We start from the raw sequence: 15,455 nt of genomic DNA, 5'->3' as shown, positions 1-15,455 counted from the left end.
TCCATTCACCCGGACGAGCGCCCGGTGAGTGTCACCAAGACGAGAGAGGGAAGGCGACAGCCTTCCCTCTTTTTTGCATGGCCGCCCCCTAGAGGGGGATCAGGGCGGGCCGGTAGCGGGTGGGGGAAACCGACATCGTCACCGGGTGAGGGGCGCTTGCGAGCGCCTCGGCCAGCCACTGGCGGTCGAGGGGGATGGCATTGCGATCCTCGATCACCAGATTGAGGTGTTGGGCGCCCAGGCACCCGTAGCGGGCGGGGTCGGTCTGGGTAAAGAGGCCAAGACAGGGCACACCGCTGGCGGCAGCCAGGTGCAGGGGACCTGTGTCGGCGCTGACGAAGAGGGAGAGGCCGCCCGTGAAGCGGGCCAGCTCCCCCATGTTGCCAAGGGAAACGTGCACGTCCTCGAGCAGGTGCTCGGGGGCGGCGGGATCCGCGAGCTGGATCAGCAGGGCATCCGGGCTGTGACGGCGCAGATCCCCAAGCAACCGCTGCCACTGGGGCTGGGAGAGCCCCTTGCCCTTGCGGGCGCCGGTGAAAAAGCCGATCAGGGGACGGCCAGGATGGGCTCGTCGCAGCGCACTCAAGGCCGGGCTTGGCCCCTGCAACAGGCTGCCAAGGGGGATGGGTTCGGCCGGATTGCCCGGTATGCCGAGCAGTTGCAGGGGCTGGTGGGCGTAGTGGCACTCACTGTCCGCAGCCCGCGGACGCTGGAAGATGAGATCCCCGTGGCCATCGTCGAAGCCGCATTTCTCACGGGCCTGTACCCAGGCGGCGATGAAGTGATCCGTACTGGAGGCGAAGGGGACGTAGACCCTGTCGTAGTGCTGGCGGCGCAGACGCGAGAGTGCCGAGAGAGCGCCCGGCAGGTGTCTGCCCTGCAACCGGATCTGATGAATGCGCCGCAGGGGCAGATCGGCCAGGAAGGGGAGCAGGGTGGTGGGGCTGCACACCAGCTCCAGCTCGGCGTGGGGATGGGCGCGATGAAGCTGGTGCAGGAAGGGCAGCAGGAAGAGGTTGTTGCCGATGCGGTTGGTGCTGCGAATGACCAGGATCCGGCGGGGTGCCTGCGAAGAGGGCGGCAATGCGCTGCGACTGGCAAGCCAGCCGAGCAGGGTTCGCTCCAGTCCCGCCGTCCAGACCCGGCGTTGGCCGTCGAAGCGGCGCAGGGCATCGTTGAGGTGAGTCATACCGTTGGGCTCCAGTGTTGGGATGGTGTAGAGGGTGCCAGCGGACTCTTAAGACAATGTTAAGAAGGGAAAAAGCGTGCGGATGATAGCCATGGCGGAGCGGGGTGCTGGTGCGGGAGGGGGGAAAGTGGCTAGAATTGCGCATTTGAAATAAATGTTATCGCCAGCGGGAGTACCATGCAGTTCAGAGATTTTTTGCCGGTATCGACCAATACCAGCGTCAAAGAGAGTTGTTACGGCGCTCTTGGCGCCCTCATCGGCTTGCTCGGCACCGCCTTGCTGTGTCGCTGGGGGCTGGGGCTCGAGGTGCACTGGCTCATCGCGCCCATGGGGGCCTCCGCCGTGCTGCTGTTTGCCGCGCCCGCCAGCCCCCTGGCCCAGCCCTGGTCCATCCTTGTGGGCAACGGGGTGTCGGCCCTGATGGGGGTATTGAGTGCGAGCCTGGTGCCGGACATGGCTATCGCCTCGGCCCTGGCGGTGATGCTGGCCATCGCCGCCATGTTCCTCACCCGCAGCCTGCACCCGCCCGGCGGCGCCGTGGCCCTGACCGCCGTCATCGGCGGCGAGGGGATCCGGGCGCTCGGGGTCGGCTACGTGCTGCTGCCGGTGCTGCTCAACTCCCTGTTGCTGCTGAGTCTGGGCTTGCTCTACAACCGCGCTCTGGGGCGTCGTTATCCCCATGGCGGCAAGGTGGCGCCCAATCGCCACCAGACGGCGGATCCCCAGCCGAGTGCCCGGCTCGCCACCCAGGACATCGACTTTGCCCTGCAAAAACACGGGGAGCTGCTGGACATCAGCCGCCAGGATCTGCAGGAGCTGCTGCAGGAGGCCCAGTTGCACGCCCTGCGCGAGCGGGTGGGGACGGTGCGTTGCCAGGATGTGATGTCGCGGGATCTCGTCGTGACGACGCCACAGGCGCTCGCCATGGAAGCGTGGCATCTGCTCTCCCACCACCAGATCAAGGCGCTGCCGGTGGTGGATGAGGGGGAGAGGCTGGTCGGCATCATCACCCTGCACGACCTGATGATCGACCGGGCGGGTCACCAGCCGAGGGGGAAGGAGGCCCTTGAACAGCAGCAGGTCGCGGATCTGATGACCCGGGAGGTGCAGACGGCGCGGCGCTACCAGCCTCTCTACGATCTGGTGGAGGCCTTCTCCGACGGGGGGCTGCACCACATGCCGGTGGTGGAGGGGGAGCAGCTGGTGGGCATCATCACCCAGTCCGACATGGTGGCGGCGCTCTTCACCCTGGCCCTGAAACCCGGACTGACGAGCGAGGAGGCGACCCCGGTGTCGTCATAGCCAGGGGGGCAAGAAAAAAGAGGGCGTGCCAGGCACGCCCTCTTCATTTCGCAGACTTGCACAGACGGTGGCCAATGCCTAGCCGTAGCGGGCCAGGGTGAGCCCCTCGTCGCTGATATCCGGGGTATTGCCCGAGATGAGATCGCTGAGCAACTGGCCCGATCCTGCCGCCATGGTCCAGCCCAGGGTGCCGTGGCCGGTATTGAGCCAGAGCCCGGGAATGGGACTTGGGCCCACCAGGGGCGTGCCGTCCGGCGTCATGGGGCGCAGCCCGGTCCAGAAGGTGGCCTGCTCCAGATTTCCCCCCTGGGGGAAGAGATCCCTCACCACCATGGCCAGGGTATCGTGGCGTCTGGGGTTGAGCGCCAGGTTGAAGCCCGAGAGTTCGGCCATGCCGCCCACCCGGATCCGTTCGTCGAAGCGGGTAATGGCGACCTTGTAGGTTTCGTCCAGCACGGTGCTGCGTGGGGCACCCTTGGCATCCGTCATCGGCAGGGTGAGGGAGTACCCCTTGACCGGGTAGACGGGGAGCTCAATTCCGAGGGGGCGCAGGAAGCCGGTGCCATAACTGCCGAGGGCACAGACGATGGCGTCGGCCTGGAAGCGCTGCTCGCCGGCACGGACCGCTACGGCGCGTCCCTTCGCGATCTCGACCTCGTCGATGGCGCAGTTGAAGACGAAGCTCACCCCGAGCTTGCGGGCCTCGTCAGCTAGGGCTTGGGTGAAGCGGAAGCAATCCCCCGTCTCGTCCCCCGGCAGGCGCAGGCCCCCCACCACCTTGCCACGCACCCTTGCCAGGGCGGGCTCGACCTCCTCGCAGCCGTCGGCATTCAGAGACTGATAGGGGACGCCGTACTCCTCGAGCACGGCGATATCGCGCTGGCTGGCATCGAGCTGCGCCTGACTGCGAAACAGTTGCAGGGTGCCGAGCTGGCGCCCTTCGTAGTCGAGCGCCAGCTCGCCCCGCAACTGCTTCATGCAGTCGCGGCTGTACTCGGCCAGCCGCACCATGCGCCCCTTGTTGACTGCATAGGCTGCCGGCGTGCAGTTAGCGAACATCTTCAGCATCCAGCGCAGCTGGAAGGGGTCCGAGGTGGGTCGCACCGTGAAGGGGGCGTGCTTTTGCAGCAGCCATTTGGCGGCCTTGAGGGGAATGCCGGGGGCAGCCCAGGGGGAAGCATAACCCGGGGAGATCTGACCCGCGTTGGCATGGCTGGTTTCAAGGGCCACCCCGTCACGCCGCTCCAGCAGGGTCACTTTGTGACCGGCCTTGGCCAGATACCAGGCGCTGGTCACACCGACCACGCCACCACCGAGTACCACTATGTCCATCTTGTCTCTCCTTGACTGGGGCCTCCACCTTAATCAGCCGCCACAGGATATTCAACTGGTGTCGATGTCATTGGTGGTTATCGCTATTCACATTTTGTTAACTGGCTCTCAATGTTGTCATTTGCTCACTTTCTGGCATGAAATCCGGTCGATTCAGAGCCGCTCCAGGTGGAGCAGATGATGCTCTGCCGTCGTCAGGATGGCTCGCTGCTGTTCTGTGGTTTGGCCATCCCAGTTGGCATAAGGCAGGGCGAGGCGAGGGTTGTTGCCAAGTTTGTCCCGGTTGCGCCAGAGAAAGTGCCAATAGAGGCTGTTGAAGGGGCAGCTGTCCGGCCCGCTGCGGGCCTTCACCTGATAGTGACACCCCTTGCAGTAGTGGCCCATCCGCTCGAGATAGGCGCCGCTGCTGGCGTAGGGCTTGCTGCCCATCAGACCGCCATCGGCAAACTGGCTCATGCCGCGGGTGTTGGGCAGCTCCACCCACTCAATGGCGTCCACATAGATGCCCAGATACCAGGCATCCACCTCGTCAGGGTGGATCCCCGCCAGCAGGGCGAAGTTGCCGGTCACCATCAGCCGCTGGATATGGTGGGCATAGGCGTGCTCCAGAGACTGTCGAATAGCGTGACGTACGCAGGCCATGCTGGTTTCTCCATTCCAGAAAAAACCGGGCAGGGGTCGCTCGGCCCCGAGAAAGTTGGTGCGCCGATACTCGGGCATCTTTTCCCAGTAGAGGGCGCGGACAAACTCGCGCCAGCCGAGGATCTGGCGGATGAACCCCTCCACCTGCGCCAGGGAAATGGTGGCCTGATTGGCCTGCCAGTGAGCTTGCGCAGCGCGGATCACCTCGAGGGGATGGAGCATCTTGCTGTTCATGGAAAACGACAAGCGGCTGTGGAACAGGCTCCAGCCCCGCTCGCTCAGGGCGTCCTGATAGCGACCGAAGTGGGGCAGGCAGTGCGCAAGGAAGTGTTCAAGCAGTGCGCGGCTCTGGCGCCGGGTGACGGGCCAGGGCAGGGCGTCGGCATCGGCACTGCCAATGGTGGCGACGCCGTGGCGGGTCAGCATGGCATCGATGTCGTTCACCTCGTTGGCAAAGGTGAGGGGCGCCGTGATGGGTTGGCTCGCCGGCAATTTGGCGCGATTCTCGGCATCGAAGTTCCAGCGCCCCCCAAGGGGCTGGCCGCGTTCATCGAGCAGCACCCGGTACTGCTTTCGCAGGGCGCGGTAGAAGAACTCCATCCGGCTGTGGGGGTAGCGTCGCCAGCCATCGCGGGGGGTGAGAAAATGTTCGCTGTCCACCTCAGCGGTCGGGATGGCAAGGCCTGAGGCCCACTGGGTCAGCTGGCTTGCAAGGCGCCACTCGTCCGGGCTCTGCCAGGCGAAGTGCTCGGCCTGATGCGCTTCTAGCTGGGCCGCCAGCAAGCTCGGCAAATCGGGCCAGGGGGCGCTCTCATCGAGAGTCAGGTAGCAGACCCGGTGGCCCGCCTTGGTGAGGGCGGCGGCGAAGGCGCGCATGGCGGCAAAGAAGGCGAGCACCTTCTGGCGATGGTGGCGGCAGTAGTCCGTCTCCTGGCGCAGCTCCACCATCAGGTAGCAGACAGCGGGATCCTGCGTGCGAAACCAGCTGTGACCTGCGTTCAGTTGATCCCCGAGAATGAGGCGCAGCTCCATCAGGGGTGCTCCTTCCGACGACGGCAGCGTTCGCTGCAATGGCGCACTTCCTGCCAGCAGCGGGCCCACTTGCGCCGCCAGGCAAAAGGACGCAGGCAGACGGGACAGATCTTCTCGGGTAGATGGGGTTTGAGGTGCATGTGGCGGCCCTGTTGATGCCCTTGGTTTCTCTCTGCCTCCTTAACGAAGCACCATACGATCGGGATCACCGGGGGAGCAGAAAGAGGCAATAGGGGGGGATTGCCACTCATGAAAAAGGCCCCCGCATCTGCCGGTTCGGGGGCCCTTGTTCTCGTAGCCGTTACTGGCTGCTGAAGAGCCTGGGCTGGGGAGTGGACTGCGCCGTCAGGGTCATGCGGCCCGAGGTTTCCAGCCAGCTCTTGATCTTTCTGGCATCGGCGACCCGTTCATCCGTGGTGTTGGCGTGGAGCAGCACCATGACCACGGGCTCGTTGTTGACCCGGGTTCCCATCACCAGGCAGCGCCCCGCCTCGCGGATATAACCGGTCTTGGAGACCAGAATGGGCCAGCTTCCTTCCCGTACCAGGCGGTTGGAGTTGAGGTAGTGCAGCTGGCGCTTGCCGTTGCGTACCAGACGCTGCTCGGAGGCGGTGTACTGGCGGATCAGCGGGTAGGTGGATGCGGCAGCAGCCAGTTTGGCGAGATCGTGTGCGGTGGAGACGTTGCGGGGGTTGAGCCCGGTGCTGTCGGCGAAATGGGTGCTCCACATGCCGAGCATGCGGGCCTTGGCATTCATTGCCTCGATAAAGGCTTTGCGGCCACCTGGGTAGTGCCGTCCCAAGGCGGAGGCGGCGCGGTTTTCAGAGGACATCAGTGCGATGTGCAGCATGTCGGCGCGACTCAGACGCGAGCCCACCGCGAGGCGCGACCCCGTGCCCTTGAGTCTGTCCACGTCATCCATGGTGACGGTGAGGGTCTCGTTGAGGCGCTGATTGCCATCCAGTACCACCAGCGCTGTCATCAGCTTGGTGATGGAGGCGATGGACATCACCCGGTTGGCGTTGCGCTCTGCCAGGGTCTCGCCGGTTTTCGGGTTGACGACCACGTAGGCATCGGATCTCAGCGGCAGGTTGCTGCGGGGTTCGAGCAGGCTGTTGGTGGAAGAAGAGGTCGCAGAAAACGGGTTGGCATGGGCGCTTTCCATGCTGGCGGGAAGGAGGAAGGCGCCGAGCAGCAAGGGAAGAAAAGGACGAAGGTTCATGATTTGACTCTACTACGACTCACAGGGACATTTGGCTAAGTTATATGACGGTAATTGACGCTTCACAACGTCTGGTGGCCGGATATTTCCATTTTATGGGTTGGCGCACCTTGAAATCCCCCGCATCGGGGCTATTGGGCCCGCAAAAGGGAGTCATAGAGGCCTGTCAGGCCATGCCAGACACGCCACCACGGGGGCGCACTATATGCTGGCGAGGGGCGGGATGACGACTCTTTTTGCACCTTTCGGCGCCTTGGGATGATGAAGGGGTCGTTAATGGCGACCATGGCGATAAAAACGGCGCCCGGCAGGGAAGATGGCCCGCTGCATTATCGCTGTTTTGCCCCGCGTCATCCTCCCATCATCCGCGCGGTCTGAATGGCCTCGATCAGCGCGGTCCGGTTGATACGGGGTCGCTCTTCATCGAGCAGTTGCTGCCACAGCGCAATGGCCTGGCTGTAGCGACCATGCAGGAAGTGATCGGAGGCGAGCAGCATCAGGGCGCTCACCTCGCCTTTGTCCTGCTTGAGGGCGCTATCAAGCAGACGCAGCGCCTCCGGGGTGAGCTGCTGGCCCGCCTGATAATAGAGCACGGTAGCCTGTGCGGCCTGGGTCGCCGCGCTGGCGCCCCCCTCCAGCAGAGCAAGACGCTGGTAGGCGAGCAGGGCATTGTCGTACTCGTCCCGATAGAGATAGAGCTGGCCGAGCGCCGCCCAGCCGTCGAGATCGGTGGGGTTGGCTTGCAGGCGCTGGTGCAGGGCGCCCAGCTCCTTGTCCTGCAGATCCCGCGTGCTCAATCCCGCCAGCGGATCGGGGCGCGCCTGATACGCCTGCCACGCCTGATAGCGGCCGGTGCCGGCATAAATACCGGCCATCAGCGCCAGCAGCAGGGCCCCAAACAGCATCCAGGAGCGCAGCCAGGGCAGCGGACGGGCGGTGCGGTCCTTGGCCAGCCGCTCGCGCAGGGCCTGCTCGGCGGTTGGGGTGGCGTTGGCGAGGCGGGACAGCTCCAGCTCCCGGTAGAGGCGGCTGTGGGGGGCAAGCCCCGCCTGCTGCTCGGCCATGATCAGCCGGTTCAGTTCGGCCCTGGGGTCGTGGGCGAGCACCCCCTCGGCTCTGTCGCCGACAAGCGGCACCCGCGCCGGTTGCCGGCGATGCAGGCTCCTGCGCAGGCGATTGAGGGCCAGCAACAGCAAGAGGGCGGGGCCGCCCCACAGCAGCGCCGTGCTGCGCTTGAAGGGGGGATCGTAGCACACGAAATCGCCGAAGCGTTCCGTCATGCGGGCGATCACCTGCTCATCAGACTGCCCCTCGTCCACCCAGCGGTAGACCTCGAGCCGCAGATCCCGGGCGATGGGGGAGTTGGACTCCACCAGGTTCTGGTTCTGACACTGGGGGCAGCGCAGGGCGCGGGCCAGCTCCTGAGCGCGGGTCTGCCGCTCGGGATGGCGAAACTCATAGGTGTCGACCCCGCTGGCAAGGGCCCCGAGGCTCAAGGCCAGCAAGAGTGGCGCGATCAGGGCGTAGCAGAGACGGCTCATGGCTTGCTCTCCCGCACTTCTTTCTCCACGTCGGGCTGGCGAGCGGTGTTGCTGCGGGCCTTTGCAAGCAGGGGGGCAAACTGGCGTTGCCAGACTTCCCGTGTGAGCTCACCCGTGTGGCGGGTCAGCAGGGTGCCGTCGCCGGCAAAGAGATAGGTCTCCGGCGTGCCGTATACGCCGAGCTCAAGGGCAAGTTTGCCGTCAGGGTCGGCCAGCACGGCGCGATAGGGGTTGCCCGCCTCGGTGAGCCAGGCGCGGGCGGCATCTACCTTGTCCCGGTAGTTGAGGCCATAGAGGGGCACGGCGCTGGCCAGCTCACCCAGCAGCGGATGCTCGGCGCGGCAGTTGGGGCACCAGCTGGCCCAGACGTTGAGCACGAAGGGCTCCCCCTTGAGCGCCGCGGTGTGGATGGGGGCACCGCCAAGCAGATCGTCACTCTGCCAGGCTGGCAGAGTGCGCCCTGCGACGGCCTCATCCTGGCTGTAGGGGTTGTTGCCAAGGCCGAGCCAGAGCAGGGCACCGAGCCCCAGGGTGAGCACGAGCGGCACGAACAGGCGCAGACGGGCGTTCATGATGGCTCCTGATTGAGCAGGGGGCGGGGCGAGCTTGCCGAGCTGTGGCGAGGGGCCAGCAGCGGCCGGCGGGCGAGCAGACGCAGGGCGCCGCCCGTCATCATCAACAGGCCACCGAGCCAGATCCAGCGCACCAGCGGCTTGTAGTGCAGCCGCATGGCATAGGCGCCGGGTCTCATCTTCTCGCCAAGCACCACGTAGAGATCGCCGAGCATTCCCCACGCGATGCCCGGTTCGTTCATGTTCATGGTGCGCACGCTGTAGTGGCGCCGCTCCGGCGTCAGCCGTGCCACCTCTTTACCGCTCTTATGCACGCTGAGAGTGATGCGCTCGGCGGTGTAGTTGGGGCCGATGATCGGCTCGCTCCCCTCATAGCGAAACTCGAAGGCGCCGAGCCGATAGGGCTGGCCTGCGGCGAGTACGGCGCCCCCCTCCTGACTGTGGTGACTCACCTGCGCGATGCCTAGGGCACACACCGCTACCCCGAGATGGGCCAGCAGGCTACCGAACCGATTGAGGGTGAGCTCGCGCCGCGACGTCGGTTGCAAGAGCGGGAGCAGCAGGCTGGCCATCAGCCAGAGGCTCAGCACGTTGGCCGCAAGCCCCAGCCAGCTTGCCCGCAGCGGCTCGGGATAGGCGAGGCTCAGCAAGGCTCCTCCCAGCAGGCCGAACAGGCATGGGTGCAGCACCTTGATGCGGCGCTGGGCTGCCAGATGCTGCCAGCGCAGGCGCGGCAGCTGGGTCATCAGCGTCATCAGGCAGAGGGCTAGCGGCACGAAGATGGTATTGAAATAGGGGGCGCCCACCGAGAGCGAACCCAGATGAAGCGACTGGAACACCATGGGGTAGAAGGTGCCGAGCAGCACGCTGGCGCAGGCCACGCAAAGCAGCAGGATGGCGGCGCCGAGCAGCCCCTCTTTTGACAGCAAGCCAAAGCGGGCATAGGGAGCGCGAATGTCCGCCCGCAGAGCAAACAGGGTGAGGGCGCAGGTCAATAGCAAACCGAGCAGCAACAAGAGGGTGAGGCCGCGGCTGGGGTCCACCGCAAAGGCGTGTACCGAGGTGAGCACCCCGGAGCGCACCACGAAGGTGCCGAGCAGGCTGAGCGAAAAGGTAAAGATGGAGAGCAGCAGCACGGCGTGGCCGTAAGCCCCGCGCTTCTCGCACACCACCAGGGCGTGCAGCAGGGCGGTGCCGAGCAGCCAGGGCAAGAGGGAGGCGTTTTCTACCGGATCCCAGAACCACCAGCCGCCCCAGCCGAGCTCGTAATAGGCCCACCAGGAACCCAGCACGATGCCGGCGGTGAGAAAGACCCAGGAGCCGAGCGCCCAGGGGCGGCTCCAGTGGGCCACGGCGCCATCGAGCCGACCCGAGTGCAGCGCCGCCATGGCGAAGGCGAAGTTGACCGCAAAGCCGACGTAACCGAGATAGAGCAGGGGGGGGTGAATGATGAGGCCGATGTCTTGCAGCATGGGGTTGAGATCGCGCCCCTCCAGCGGCCCCGGGAACTGGCGGTCAAACGGGCTGGAGAAGATCAGGGTATAGAGGCCGAACAGCCCGACGATCAGCCCCATGATGGCCAATACCCGGGTGCGGATCAGCGGATCGACCCGCCTGGAGCAAAGAGCTACCAAAGCGCCCCACAGTCCCAGCGCAAAGACGAAGAACAGCATGGAGCCCTCGTGGCCGCCCCACACGGCCGCCAGCTTGAAGCCAAGGGGCAGGGCGCTGTTGGCGTGCTGGGCCACATAGACCAGGGTGAAGTCATCGAAGCCAAAACAGCTGGCGAGCAGCAGCAGGGCGGCCCCGAGCAGGAGCGCGACCAGGAGGGCCAGCGGTGATGCGCAGCCCAGCAGCGGGCGTGAGGCGAGCCGCAGTCCCAGCCAGGGCAGCAGCCCTTGCAGCAGGGCGAGCCCGGTCGCCAGCAACAGTGAGAGATAGCCGAGCTCCGCCAGCACACAACCTCCAGTCAATCATTCGTCTATGTTATGCCGCAGCGTCTGCACCGTACCGGCGCTGGGGGATAACATCCACATTTCTGGCAACAATCAATCGCAACAACTCATCGCAACAAATAAGCGCCAGTCACCCGAGGGTGGCTGGCGCTGGTGATCATACCGTTATACGACTGTCATCTGGCCGGCATAGAGCACGAAGTAGCGCAGCAGCAGGATCCCCACCAGGGTCAGGCTGCAGACCATCACCAGATAGCCGTTTTTGGCCCGCAGCGGTGCGGGGGCCAGCAGGGCCAGCAACTGGGGCAGCAGCATGCCGATCCCCACCACCCCGAGCCAGAACACCTGAGCCCAGAAGCCGCTGCCGATGGCTGCCCACATGGCTGCCTCCTTCTGGCCGCCACCGAAGTAGAGGCCGGTAAAGAAGCAGACCAGCAGCAACACCTCCACCGCCAGCACCGGCCGCTCGAAGCGGTGGACAAAGCTCACCCCCTGGCTGTGATGGTTCTCCTTGAACAGGGTGACCGCCAGCAAGATGGTGGAGGCGATGCCGGAGCTGACGCCAGAGATGAGGAACAGCACCGGCAACACCGGGTTGTTCAACAGCGGATAAGTTTTGAGCGCCGACAGCAGAAAGCCGGTGTAGGCCCCCAAGAGCACGGCGAGCAGCAGCAAGAGTGGCGCCAGCAGCCGCTCGATGCGGGCAAGCCAAGCGATGAGATCATCTACAAAGGCGAACTTCTCTTGCAGCAGGTGACTGCGCAATGTCTCGATCTCGGAGCGAAACACCACCGCCAGCCAGGCGAACAGCACCGCCATGTAGACCTGGAACAGCATGACCCCCATCGACATCACGGAGTCGAACTGGTAGTGGAACATCAGCTTCCAGAAGGTCCAGGGACGGGCCAGGTGGAAGATGAGGATCAGTAACCCCAGCACTACGCTCACCGGCGCCAGAATGGCAGTCGCCTTGATGATGCCGCTCTCGCTGCCGGCTCCCTTGCGGCGCAGCAGCACCGAGAGGGTGGTGGCCCCGGCGGAGATGCCGAGCAGAAAGAGATAGATGGCGATCGGCCAGTCCCACACCAGCGAGGAGAAGTGAAATGCGTCATGCAACATGATCCATTCCTCCTTCTGTTACTGCGGTAGATGGCGATCGGACAAATCCCCACACGAGGGAAGGGAAGTGAAACGCCTCTTGCATGGTCATGACTTTATCTCCCCTTTGGGCACGCGGTACATCTTGGGCGAGGTGCCGAGTGCCTGCTTGTAGCGATAGGTGGTCTCCTTTACCAGCCGTTTGGCGATGGGGCTGTCCGGGTCATCCAGATTGCCGAACACCAGCGCCTTGGTGGGGCAGGATTCCACGCACGCCGGCTCCTTGCCCGCCGCTAGGTTGGTCTTGCGGCAAAAGTCGCACTTGTCGGCCACCTTGGTCACAGGGTTGATAAAGCGCACCTGATAGGGGCAGGCGGCCAGACAGTACATGCAGCCGACGCAGAGATCCGGGTTGACGTCGACGATGCCATCCTCCTTGCGGATATGGGAGGCACCGGTGGGGCAGACGTGGACGCAGGGTGCGTTGTCGCAGTGCTGGCAGGACTTGCGAAAGAAGTGGTACTCGGCATCAGGGAAGGCGCCGATGGGGCCGGAGCGGATGATCTCGAGGCGCGAGACCCCCTCTGGCACCTGATTCACCTCCCGGCAGGCATCCATGCAGGCGGTACAGCCGATGCAGGTCGTCTCGTCGTGGAGCATGCCAAAGCGTACCCCGTCGATGGTCTGGCTGTGGGCGAGGGGGGTGGCAAGGGAGCGGGTGTTGGCACGAGCAGCCCCCGTCATCATGATGAGGGCCCCCGCGCTCATCCCCGCCATGAAGTGACGGCGAGAGCAGCTCATGGTGCCTCCTTGCCCGAGGTGGTGTTCGCCTTGGCCGCCTTGACGGCCTCATGCTGCTTGCTGTGGCAGTCGACGCAGAGCTTGATGCGGGACTTCTCCGGGATCGCTACCATGGGCTCCTTGGCCGGGTGCAACTGGTGGCAGCTGGTGCAGGTGAGCTTGGTGGCGTGCACGTCGTGGGCCCAGAGCGCCTCGCGCAGCACTTTGGGCTCGTGACAGCTCATGCAGACCCCGTTCTGCTCGGCGATGGGGTAGCGCTCGGTACTCTGTTTGTCCTTGAAGCTGTCGCTAAAGCGCATCACGTCCTTGACCCCTTCCCGGTGTTGGGGGGAGGGCTGACCGTGGCAGTTGGTGCAGGTGACCGGCGCCAGGTTGTTGGGGTTGGTCGCCTGGCCGTGCTTGCCGTGCATGCCTTCGACCTGCTCCTTGTGGCAGTCGGTGCAGGCCTTGTCGGCACTGCGCAGAAATTCCACTTCATGTGTAGTCGGTGCCGGGGCGGTTGCCGCATCGGCCGCCTGGCCCTGCAGGCTGGTGAGCAGCATGGCTGCCATCAGCATCAGTCGTAAGAAATCCATTGTTAAATCACCCATAGGAAGCCTCCATCCGGCTGCGGGCCCGACACTGCGGGCCCGCATGCCTCGTCATTGTGCGAGCCGTCCGGCCGCTTTGGCCTCGGCATCCCAGGCGGGGACAGTGGTCTTGAGGAACTGGGCCTTGTCGCTGTTCATCTGCTTCATGTCCATGCCAAGAGCGGCCTGGGCCTTCTCCTTGCTGGAGATGTCAGGAATGGCGATCTCGTGGCTGATCCCCTTGGCGGCCAGCAGGCGTGCCAGCTTGGTGCGGGCGTCGGCGGCCTTGTCCAGGGCGGTTCCCAGCATGCGCAGCGCCACTTCCGGGGCGTGCATCTGCACCCCGTGGGAGGCGATGGAGAAGTCCCAGCGCCATTGGGCGTGACGGATGTCTTGCAGAATGTCCTTCATCTCGGCCTCGGTGGCGCCGGCATCCCAGGCGGCCTTGGCTTCAAAGTGGGCGTGCACCAGCTGCTTCTCGACTTTGAGCTTGATTTCGGTGACGGCGTCCTTGCGCTGCTTGACCACCCCTTGCAGCATCTCCTTGCTCTGGGTGTGGCAGTTGCGGCAGGTCTGATCGAAGCGATCGTAGGGGTTGCCTACCTTGTGATCCGTGTAGACCTTGCCTTGCTCGTTCTGCACCTTGGGCATGTGGCAGTCGACGCAGGCGACGTTGTTCTGGCCGTGAATGCCGGCGCGCCAGGTCTCGTACTCGGGGTGCTGGGCTTTCAGCATCGGTGTTTTGGAGAGGGCGTGCGTCCAGTCGGCGAAGCCTATTTCATCGTAATACTGCTCCATCTGCTCAACAGTCGTACCCTTGTCCCAGGGGAATTTCACCGCCTTGGTGGGGCCGCTGAAGTAGTACTCCACGTGGCACTGGCCGCACACCTGGGACTGCTGATCGAAGCGCCCCTGTTCCTTGAACGGCTTGCCGATGGCGGTCATGGCCCGGTCGGCATAGGGACGGGAGAGGTGCAGGGCAGGCTTGCCTGCCTTGAACTCTTTCGAGGCGGTGTCGTGGCAGTCGGCGCAGCCGATGGTGTTGACGATTTCAGGTCCGCCTTTTGCCCACATCCCCTTGAAGTAGCCATCCTCACCCTTCTCGTCGATGACGCGGGCCACGTCCGGGCCTTTGCAGCTCCAGCAGGCCATGGGCAGCGGACCGTCTTCGGCGGTCTTGGGGGCGCCGGTACGCAGGGTTTCCCGCACGTCGGTCAGCGCATAGAAGTGGCCGCGCGGCTTGTTGTAATCCTTGGAGAAGGGGTAGCCGGCCCAGAGCACCACCATCTGCGGATCTTCCGCCAGGGCGTCGGTGCGCTCGCGGCTCTCGCTGGTGCCTTTCCAACTGGTGAACTGATCGGCGTGATCCTTGGCGAACAGCTCGCTGCGCGCCTCGATCTTGCCCTTGGGGGCACTGTCGTCTGCCTGTGCCAGACTGCCTGTACCCAGCAGGGCGGTCAGCAGCAGGGCCGCCAGCCCTGGTCGAAATAGCTTGTCATATGAACCCACGGTCATCACTCCCAGATAAAAAGTCCATGTCGGGCCTGACCGTTCCATCTTGGTGTGGACATCTGTGCTCATCATCGACGGGCATGGCAGGCCGATCCATTGTTATGGCTGCATATAAATCGGTGTTTATGCAATTGCTCGGGGGAATAATACCAAATGGGTAAAATGGATAATCATTTATCCCCGTGAGAGTTGCGCTAGATCAATTGAGGGGATGGAGGGATGCCAGAAGTGCGATCCAGGTGGAATTATTGAACCTCATCCGAGGGTTATTTCCACCCGTTCTCTTTTGATGAAAATAGGTAAAAACGATGTTCATCATGCTGGCGAGGGGAGCAGGGCAAGAGGCTGCGGGCAGATACAGCGCATGACGGGAGAGAGTGAACCGATTTTATTGAATTTAAATTCAATTTTTGGCTTGAAAAAGGAGGGGCGATGCTTCGGTTTTCCATCCCCATGGCCCCTGTCAAGGGGCCTGTGACAGAAGCTGTCGTAGAAATGGGTGCCAAGAGAGCCATCTATTTTTATAAAAGAGAAATTAAGGGCTTTATTCCAGCATATTCGCGGCCTGGTAGCGTGTTATTGAATTTAATAGGACGGTTGGCGGCATTTACTTTCGATATTTTCGAAAATGACGAAGGGTTATAGGGGGTGATTGACGGTAAAATAGCCGCCTGTCACGGAGACTTTC

At 63.8% G+C, this 15,455-nt stretch carries 14 protein-coding genes; 2 read left to right on the top strand and 12 right to left on the bottom strand.

Annotated elements, in window-relative coordinates; all coding sequences use genetic code 11:
• Positions 1 to 88: 88 nt before the first annotated feature.
• Positions 89 to 1,189: a glycosyltransferase family 9 protein gene (locus AB5Y51_RS01155; RefSeq protein ID WP_368177919.1), complete on the bottom strand. Its 1,101-nt coding sequence runs from the start codon at positions 1,187 to 1,189 to the stop codon at positions 89 to 91.
• Positions 1,190 to 1,366: 177 nt separating this feature from the next.
• Between AB5Y51_RS01155 and AB5Y51_RS01150 the strand changes: the two genes are divergently transcribed.
• Positions 1,367 to 2,491 (top strand): HPP family protein, encoded by a 1,125-nt coding sequence (locus tag AB5Y51_RS01150; protein WP_323916813.1) that lies wholly within the window; start codon positions 1,367 to 1,369, stop codon positions 2,489 to 2,491.
• Positions 2,492 to 2,569: 78 nt separating this feature from the next.
• Here AB5Y51_RS01150 and AB5Y51_RS01145 read toward each other — a convergent pair whose 3' ends face one another.
• From AB5Y51_RS01145 to nrfA, 11 genes are all read right to left on the bottom strand, one after another.
• Entirely contained in the window at positions 2,570 to 3,823 is a 1,254-nt protein-coding gene (locus tag AB5Y51_RS01145; RefSeq protein WP_368177918.1) for a D-amino acid dehydrogenase, read from the bottom strand.
• A 153-nt stretch (positions 3,824 to 3,976) separates the two neighbouring features.
• Positions 3,977 to 5,497, bottom strand: a complete 1,521-nt coding sequence (locus tag AB5Y51_RS01140; protein WP_368177917.1) for a cryptochrome/photolyase family protein — start codon at positions 5,495 to 5,497, stop codon at positions 3,977 to 3,979.
• Positions 5,497 to 5,637 carry a DUF2256 domain-containing protein gene (locus AB5Y51_RS01135; RefSeq protein ID WP_103254914.1) on the bottom strand — a complete coding sequence of 47 codons (141 nt, stop codon included), beginning with the start codon at positions 5,635 to 5,637 and terminating at the stop codon, positions 5,497 to 5,499. The genes AB5Y51_RS01140 and AB5Y51_RS01135 overlap by 1 nt, the downstream gene beginning before the upstream one ends.
• Positions 5,638 to 5,798: 161 nt before the next feature.
• Complete coding sequence (locus tag AB5Y51_RS01130) at positions 5,799 to 6,719, bottom strand: serine hydrolase (RefSeq protein WP_029314613.1); 921 nt, start codon at positions 6,717 to 6,719, stop codon at positions 5,799 to 5,801.
• A 350-nt stretch (positions 6,720 to 7,069) separates the two neighbouring features.
• A complete protein-coding gene (gene nrfF / locus AB5Y51_RS01125) occupies positions 7,070 to 8,260 on the bottom strand; it encodes a heme lyase NrfEFG subunit NrfF (protein ID WP_368177916.1) in 1,191 nt (396 codons plus the stop codon).
• Entirely contained in the window at positions 8,257 to 8,832 is a 576-nt protein-coding gene (locus AB5Y51_RS01120) for a DsbE family thiol:disulfide interchange protein (RefSeq protein ID WP_103260248.1), read from the bottom strand. The genes nrfF and AB5Y51_RS01120 overlap by 4 nt, the downstream gene beginning before the upstream one ends.
• Positions 8,829 to 10,790, bottom strand: a complete 1,962-nt coding sequence (gene nrfE / locus AB5Y51_RS01115) for a heme lyase NrfEFG subunit NrfE (protein WP_368177915.1) — start codon at positions 10,788 to 10,790, stop codon at positions 8,829 to 8,831. The genes AB5Y51_RS01120 and nrfE overlap by 4 nt, the downstream gene beginning before the upstream one ends.
• A gap of 162 nt (positions 10,791 to 10,952) precedes the next feature.
• Positions 10,953 to 11,906 (bottom strand): cytochrome c nitrite reductase subunit NrfD, encoded by a 954-nt coding sequence (gene nrfD / locus AB5Y51_RS01110; protein WP_368177914.1) that lies wholly within the window; start codon positions 11,904 to 11,906, stop codon positions 10,953 to 10,955.
• An 87-nt stretch (positions 11,907 to 11,993) separates the two neighbouring features.
• Positions 11,994 to 12,686 carry a 4Fe-4S dicluster domain-containing protein gene (locus AB5Y51_RS01105; protein ID WP_368177913.1) on the bottom strand — a complete coding sequence of 231 codons (693 nt, stop codon included), beginning with the start codon at positions 12,684 to 12,686 and terminating at the stop codon, positions 11,994 to 11,996.
• Positions 12,683 to 13,276, bottom strand: a complete 594-nt coding sequence (gene nrfB, locus AB5Y51_RS01100) for a cytochrome c nitrite reductase pentaheme subunit (protein ID WP_201893800.1) — start codon at positions 13,274 to 13,276, stop codon at positions 12,683 to 12,685. Before nrfB ends, AB5Y51_RS01105 begins: the two co-directional genes overlap by 4 nt.
• 51 nt (positions 13,277 to 13,327) lie before the next feature.
• Positions 13,328 to 14,770, bottom strand: coding sequence for an ammonia-forming nitrite reductase cytochrome c552 subunit (nrfA, locus tag AB5Y51_RS01095; protein ID WP_368177912.1), 1,443 nt, complete (start codon positions 14,768 to 14,770; stop codon positions 13,328 to 13,330).
• 429 nt (positions 14,771 to 15,199) lie between these two features.
• On the opposite strand from nrfA, the gene AB5Y51_RS01090 reads away from it, so the two are divergent.
• The gene (locus tag AB5Y51_RS01090; protein WP_324057070.1) at positions 15,200 to 15,412 is read left to right on the top strand and encodes a hypothetical protein; all 213 of its coding nucleotides are present in this window, start codon (positions 15,200 to 15,202) and stop codon (positions 15,410 to 15,412) included.
• Positions 15,413 to 15,455: the final 43 nt, after the last annotated feature.

The sequence above is a fragment of the Aeromonas sp. R7-1 genome, from assembly GCF_040908115.1.
Lineage (GTDB): Bacteria > Pseudomonadota > Gammaproteobacteria > Enterobacterales > Aeromonadaceae > Aeromonas > Aeromonas caviae.
This window is presented reverse-complemented; position numbering and strand designations above follow the sequence as displayed.

What these genes read in the sequence shown, in the direction of transcription:
- AB5Y51_RS01140 (WP_368177917.1), bottom strand. Translation starts at nt 5,497, where the DNA reads ATGGAGCTGCGCCTCATTCTCGGGGATCAACTGAACGCAGGTCACAGC.
- AB5Y51_RS01090 (WP_324057070.1), top strand. Translation starts at nt 15,200, where the DNA reads ATGCTTCGGTTTTCCATCCCCATGGCCCCTGTCAAGGGGCCTGTGACA.
- AB5Y51_RS01135 (WP_103254914.1), bottom strand. Translation starts at nt 5,637, where the DNA reads ATGCACCTCAAACCCCATCTACCCGAGAAGATCTGTCCCGTCTGCCTG.
- AB5Y51_RS01155 (WP_368177919.1), bottom strand. Translation starts at nt 1,189, where the DNA reads ATGACTCACCTCAACGATGCCCTGCGCCGCTTCGACGGCCAACGCCGG.
- AB5Y51_RS01105 (WP_368177913.1), bottom strand. Translation starts at nt 12,686, where the DNA reads ATGAGCTGCTCTCGCCGTCACTTCATGGCGGGGATGAGCGCGGGGGCC.
- nrfA (WP_368177912.1), bottom strand. Translation starts at nt 14,770, where the DNA reads ATGACCGTGGGTTCATATGACAAGCTATTTCGACCAGGGCTGGCGGCC.
- AB5Y51_RS01120 (WP_103260248.1), bottom strand. Translation starts at nt 8,832, where the DNA reads ATGAACGCCCGTCTGCGCCTGTTCGTGCCGCTCGTGCTCACCCTGGGG.
- AB5Y51_RS01150 (WP_323916813.1), top strand. Translation starts at nt 1,367, where the DNA reads ATGCAGTTCAGAGATTTTTTGCCGGTATCGACCAATACCAGCGTCAAA.
- AB5Y51_RS01145 (WP_368177918.1), bottom strand. Translation starts at nt 3,823, where the DNA reads ATGGACATAGTGGTACTCGGTGGTGGCGTGGTCGGTGTGACCAGCGCC.
- nrfB (WP_201893800.1), bottom strand. Translation starts at nt 13,276, where the DNA reads ATGGGTGATTTAACAATGGATTTCTTACGACTGATGCTGATGGCAGCC.
- nrfD (WP_368177914.1), bottom strand. Translation starts at nt 11,906, where the DNA reads ATGTTGCATGACGCATTTCACTTCTCCTCGCTGGTGTGGGACTGGCCG.
- AB5Y51_RS01130 (WP_029314613.1), bottom strand. Translation starts at nt 6,719, where the DNA reads ATGAACCTTCGTCCTTTTCTTCCCTTGCTGCTCGGCGCCTTCCTCCTT.
- nrfF (WP_368177916.1), bottom strand. Translation starts at nt 8,260, where the DNA reads ATGAGCCGTCTCTGCTACGCCCTGATCGCGCCACTCTTGCTGGCCTTG.